At 65.7% G+C, this 5,325-nt stretch carries 4 protein-coding genes and 1 pseudogene; 1 reads left to right on the top strand and 4 read right to left on the bottom strand.

Annotation, left to right across the window (positions count from 1 at the left end; genetic code table 11):
- From AC1DY5_RS40720 to AC1DY5_RS40735, 4 genes are all read right to left on the bottom strand, one after another.
- Positions 1 to 877 (bottom strand): acyl-CoA dehydrogenase family protein (locus AC1DY5_RS40720; protein ID WP_478120123.1); only part of this gene is annotated, 877 nt, incomplete at its 3' end.
- A complete protein-coding gene (locus AC1DY5_RS40725; RefSeq protein WP_478120124.1) occupies positions 874 to 2,364 on the bottom strand; it encodes an aldehyde dehydrogenase family protein in 1,491 nt (496 codons plus the stop codon). The genes AC1DY5_RS40725 and AC1DY5_RS40720, both read right to left, overlap by 4 nt.
- 32 nt (positions 2,365 to 2,396) lie before the next feature.
- A complete protein-coding gene (locus tag AC1DY5_RS40730) occupies positions 2,397 to 3,689 on the bottom strand; it encodes an amidohydrolase family protein (protein WP_478120125.1) in 1,293 nt (430 codons plus the stop codon).
- Between the two features lie 111 nt (positions 3,690 to 3,800).
- The gene (locus tag AC1DY5_RS40735; RefSeq protein WP_478120126.1) at positions 3,801 to 4,997 is read right to left on the bottom strand and encodes an acetyl-CoA C-acetyltransferase; all 1,197 of its coding nucleotides are present in this window, start codon (positions 4,995 to 4,997) and stop codon (positions 3,801 to 3,803) included.
- Positions 4,998 to 5,128: 131 nt separating this feature from the next.
- Here AC1DY5_RS40735 and AC1DY5_RS40740 point away from each other — a divergent pair.
- A pseudogene (locus tag AC1DY5_RS40740) lies at positions 5,129 to 5,325 on the top strand (hypothetical protein); the annotation flags it as partial.

Genomic DNA, 5,325 nt, shown 5'->3' on the forward strand with positions numbered 1-5,325 from the left:
GGGCCCAGGCGGCGTGATAGGCATTGGAGCGGGCCAGCTGGTTGCGCACGAAGACGTCAGCAAGCTTGTGTTTGATGGCCTGATAGCTGGCGACAGCTCTGCCGAAAGCCTGTCGCTCCAGCGCAAAGTCGCGGGCCGCTTCCAGGCAGCGGTCGGCGCCGCCAATCTGCTCGAAGGCCAGCAAGGCTGCAGCGCGATCCTGGATCGCCTGCGCCATGGCGAGACCGTCGCCCGGGGTGCCCAGCACCTCCGCCTCGGCGCCGTGGAAGGCCACACGGGCCAGGCTGCGCGTTGGGTCGAGCGAGTCGAGCGCAGTCCGCTCAACTTGCGCGCTTGTGAGATCAACCAGATACAGCGTCGGCCCCTCGGAGCCCTGCGCCAACACCACGGCCGCGTGCGCCACATCGCCATCCACCACCGGCAGCTTGACGCCATGCAGCCGGCCCGCTTCGTAGCGCAGGCCCAGTTGGCGTGGCCAGGGATCGCCAGGGCCTTCTGCCGTGGCCATGCAGCCGATGCACGAGCCATCGGCAACTCGGGGCAGCCAGCGCGCCTGCTGCACCTCGCTGCCTGACTGCATCAGCGCCTGGGCGAAGAAATACAGGGTGGAAGCAAAAGGCACCGGCGCCAGCGCACGGCCCATCTCTTCGGCGATCACGCAGAGTTCCACATGACCCAGGCCAAGTCCACCGTGGGCCTCGGGCAGCACACTGCCCAACCAGCCCATGCCGGCGATCTCCGCCCACAGGCCGGCATCATAGGAACAGGAAGACTCGTGCAGCACTCCGCGCACGACCTCGGGTGAGCAACGCGCGGTAAGGAATTTGCGCGCTTCGTCTTGAAGCTGGCGCTGATCCAGGGTGTAGTCGAAGTTCACGCCGCGTGGATCTCGATGAGCTTCTGATGCGTGAATTCCTGCAGCCCCTCTTCGCCCAACTCCCGTCCATAACCGGAGCGACGGATGCCGCCGAAGGGGCCGCTGGAGAGCTGCGTGCCGGCACCACCATTGATGGTGACGCCGCCGGTACGCATGCGCAGCGCCATCTCGTAGGCAGCGCCTGCGTCGGCGCTGAGGATGCCGCCACGCAGACCGAACTGCGAATGGTTGGCGATCTTGATGGCTTCGTCATCGCTGTCGAAGCCGATCACCACACCCACCGGGCCGAAGATTTCTTCCTGCGCCAACGGCGAGTCACTGTCCACGCCATCGAACAGGGTTGGCTCGCAGAAGAAGCCACGGGAAAGATGCGCCGGCCGCCGGCCGCCGGCCAGCAGCCTGGCGCCGCTGTCCAAGCCCAGGGCGGTGTAGCGCTCGACGCGATCCCGAGCGACGGCGCGGATCACCGGCCCCATCTGCGTGGCCGGGTCCATGGTGTCGCCGACCTTGACGGCCTTGGCCATCTCGGCCGCGCGGCGGCAGAACTCGGCGCGGATGCTGTTGTGCACCAGGGCGCGGGTGTTCATCGCGCAGCCCTGGCCGGCATGGGCGGTGAATCCGCGCACGGCCGTGGCCACGGCGAGGTCCATGTCGGCATCCTGCCGCACAATCAGGGCGGACTTGCCGCCGAGTTCCAGCACCGTGCGCTTGAGGCTCGGTGCGCATTGCCCGGCTATGGCGGCGCCGACGCTGTCCGAGCCGGTGAAGGTCACCATGTCGACATCGGCGTGGGTGGTCAGGCGTTCGCCCACTTCCTTGCCGCCGGTAACGATGTTCAGCACACCCGCCGACAGGCCGGCAGCGTGCGCCGCGTCGGCGAGGATCAGCGCCTCAAAGGGCGTGTAGGGCGAGGGCTTGAGCACGCAGGTGTTGCCCATCAGCAGGGCTGGCACCACTTTGGCGACGTTGAGGAAATAGGGGTAGTTGTAGGGCGTGATTGCAGCGATGACGCCCACGGGATCGCGCACTACAAAGCCGGTGCCTAAAACCTTGCCCTTGGGTGACGGCGTGACCTCGGGCGCAAGCGCGCGCACCAGCGGCATGCGCAGCGCGGCTTCGATGAAATAGCGGAAGTGCTTCATCGGCCCGTCGAACTGGCGGCTGCGGGTCTGCGTGTGGACCGAGCCGGCTTCGAGGGTGATCAGTTGACAGATCGCTTCCGCATTCGCCAGCAGGTAGTCATGCATGCGGCGCAGGACCACCCCACGCTCCGCCACGCTCATGCGCGGCCAGGGACCGTGATCGAAGGCCTGCCGCGCCGCCGCGATGGCGGCCAGCACCTCGGGCTCCCCGCCAACCGGGGCGAGCGCGACTACCTCCTCGGTGGAAGGGTTGATCACTTCTTCCCGCGCAGCCGGGTCCAGGGCGACAAACTCGCCGTCGATGTACAGGCTGCCGGGATACTTCAGGGGTAATTGGAATGACACGGGGGGCTCCGGGCCGCGGCGCAGGCCGTCGATCACATGTGCGAAAGAATCTTCTTGATGTCCGCGGAAGTCACCGGCTTGTCGCCATCCCCCGCGGGGTTCAGACCGCCGCGCGACTTTGGCGCCGTGTCCACGTGCTTCGCCAGTTCGCGCAGCGCGCCCACGGTGCAGGCGTCCCGGCCGCCCAATGCACTGAAGGGGTCGTAGCTGAATTCGCGCATCGCGTTGAGGTGCGTGATCTTGTTGATGTCGCCCGACGGCAGGCTGCGAATGCCTTTCCACAGGTTCTCGGGCGAATACGGCCACGTGGCATCGGAATGCGGGAAGTCGGCCTCCCAGGTGATCATGTCCGTGCCGATGTCCTGCCGGTTGCGCAGGCCGAACTCGTCGTCAATGAAGCAGGTGATGATGTGGCGGCGGAAGACATCGCTCGGCCGATCCTTGCCGAACGTGGTGCGCGTCCAGGGGCTGTGCTGTTGGTGGGTGAAATCGGCGCGTTCGAGCAAGTAGGGAATCCAGCCGATGCCGCCTTCGGACAGCGCCATGCGCAGCTTCGGATAGCGCTTCCAGAAGCTCGCGAACATCCAGTCGGCCGCCGCGTTGGCGATCGAGATCGGCATGGCAGTGATCCATGCATCGATCGGTGATTCGTCCGACGGGTAGGGCGCGTTGCCCGCAGAGCCGATGTGGCAGCAAATGACGACCGCATTGGCGGCGCAGACCGCCCACAACGGCTCCCAGCTTTCGGCGTGCAGGCTCGGCAGGCCGATGAGCGACGGATTCTCGGGGAATGAAATGGCGTGCACGCCGAGCCGGACCAAGCGTTCGACTTCGGCTACGGCCAGCTTCACATCCCACAGCGGCAGCAGGCCGAGCTTGATGAAACGGGCCGGATGCTTGCCGCACCATTCGTGAACGTGCCAGTCGTTGTAGGCGCGAATCGTCGCGAGCGCGAGAGCCTTGTCTGCCATCTTCTGGAACCGGGCGCCGGCGAAACCCGGGAACGAACCGAAGCAGATCGAGCCCAGCACGCCGTTGGCATTCATGTCTTCGATGCGCGCATCGACGTCGTAGCAGCCCTTGCGCACCTGGTCATAGGACACGGGCTCAAAGCCGAACTCCTCCTTCGGACGCCCAGCCACCGCATTCAGTCCGAGGCCCGGCGCGCGCATGCCTTCGAGTTGCCATTGGTGGGCGCCATCGGTGCCTCGGACCACCTTGGGGGCACGTTCCTTGAACTGCGCCGGCATGTGCCGATCGAACATGTTCTCGGGTTCGATCAGGTGATCGTCGACGCTGACGAGCACCATGTCTTGAAGTTCCACAGCTGTCTCCTTTGATGCATTCATGCAGGATTGAGAATGCCCGCAGTGTCTTATAGAACTGATCCTGTGTCAATTACTAAAAAACCCTTGATTGAAGGAATTTGCGTTTTCTCAAAGTCTTTCGAAAAGAGCTGCGAGACCCTGGCCGCCGCCGATGCACATGGTCTCCAGTCCGTAGCGCCCCTGACGGCGCTTTAGTTCGTGCAGGAGCGTCGCCATCATGCGCACGCCGGTCGCGCCGATGGGGTGACCCAACGATATGCCTGAGCCGTTCACATTGAGCCGCTCAGGGTCATGCCACTGCCAGCCTTTGAGCACGGCGAGGGCCTGAGCCGCGAAGGCCTCGTTCAACTCGACCAAATCGATCTGCTCCAGCGCGACGCCTGTGCGCTGCGCCAGCTTCTGCACCGCGGGCACCGGCCCGATGCCCATGGTCGCCGGGTGGCACCCCGCAGCTGCCCAGCCCGCGAAGCGCCCCATGGGCGTGAGACCCAGCGCGGCCACGCGGTGTTCGGCCACCACAAGACAGGCGGCGGCGGCATCGTTCTGCTGGCTGGAATTGCCGGCGGTCACGGTGCCATCCTTGAGCAAGGGGCGCAGCTTGGCCAGGGTTTCGACGGTTGTTTCGGGCCGGATGCCCTCGTCGCGCGAGAACAGCAGCGGATCGCCCTTCTTCTGCGGCACGGACACCGGGATCACTTCGTCGCTGAACTTCCCTTGTTCCCAGGCCTGCGCGGCACGCTGGTGGCTGCGCGCGGAAAACGCATCCGCCTCCTCGCGGCCGATGCCGTATTCACGTGCCAGGTTCTCGGCCGTTTCCGGCATGCCAGAAATGACGCCGAAGCGCTCCACGGGCTGCGAGCGTTCGCGGCCGCGCTGCAAGCGGTCATGCAAGCTCACCGAGCCTGCGCGCGAGCCCCAGCGCATGTCGGTGCTGTAGTACTCGATGTTGCTCATGCTTTCGACGCCAACCACCAGCACCACCTCGGCCGCGCCCGTCTGCACCATCATCGAGGCGTCAATGACGGCCTGCAGGCCCGAACCGCAGCGACGATCCAGGGTGTAGCCAGGCACCTCCAGCGGCAGGCCGGCCGCCAGGCCGGCATAGCGCCCCATGCAAGGGGCTTCGCTGGACGCATAGGACTGCGCCACCACGACCTCGTCGATCAGGCTCGGGTCCAGGCCCGTGCGCTGCAGCACGGCCTGGATGACATGGACCGCCAGTTGGTCGGCGGTGAGCGTGCGCAGGGCACCGCCGAAGGCGCCGACCGGCGTGCGAAGCGGGGAGACGATGGTGGCTTGCTTCATCAAGTAACTCTCTGGTCAGGAAGGAGTAGCGCGTGCCGCGTGGAATGACGCGGGCCCGCGAGTGATTCCAGGTCGACAATAGCACATAACTGACGTAACATCAATTATTAATCACCCGACGCCATCAGCTCATGCAATTTCTCGACCCCGGCAGCCCAAACCTGAGATCGATCGTGCGAGCCGGCGACCGGCTGATGTGGGGCCAGGGCGCCGCCGAGCCTCAGCTGCTCATACGCGCACTGATGGCGCAGCGCGAGAGCATCGGCGCCATCGACGCCTTCATCGGCACCACCTGGGCCGACACGCTGCAGGTCGGCCACGCAGATAC

The organism is Variovorax sp. P4_D9 (assembly GCF_056401695.1).

Bases quoted from the DNA above. Each gene is read 5' to 3' on its own strand.
- AC1DY5_RS40735 (WP_478120126.1), bottom strand. From the start codon at position 4,997: ATGAAGCAAGCCACCATCGTCTCCCCGCTTCGCACGCCGGTCGGCGCC.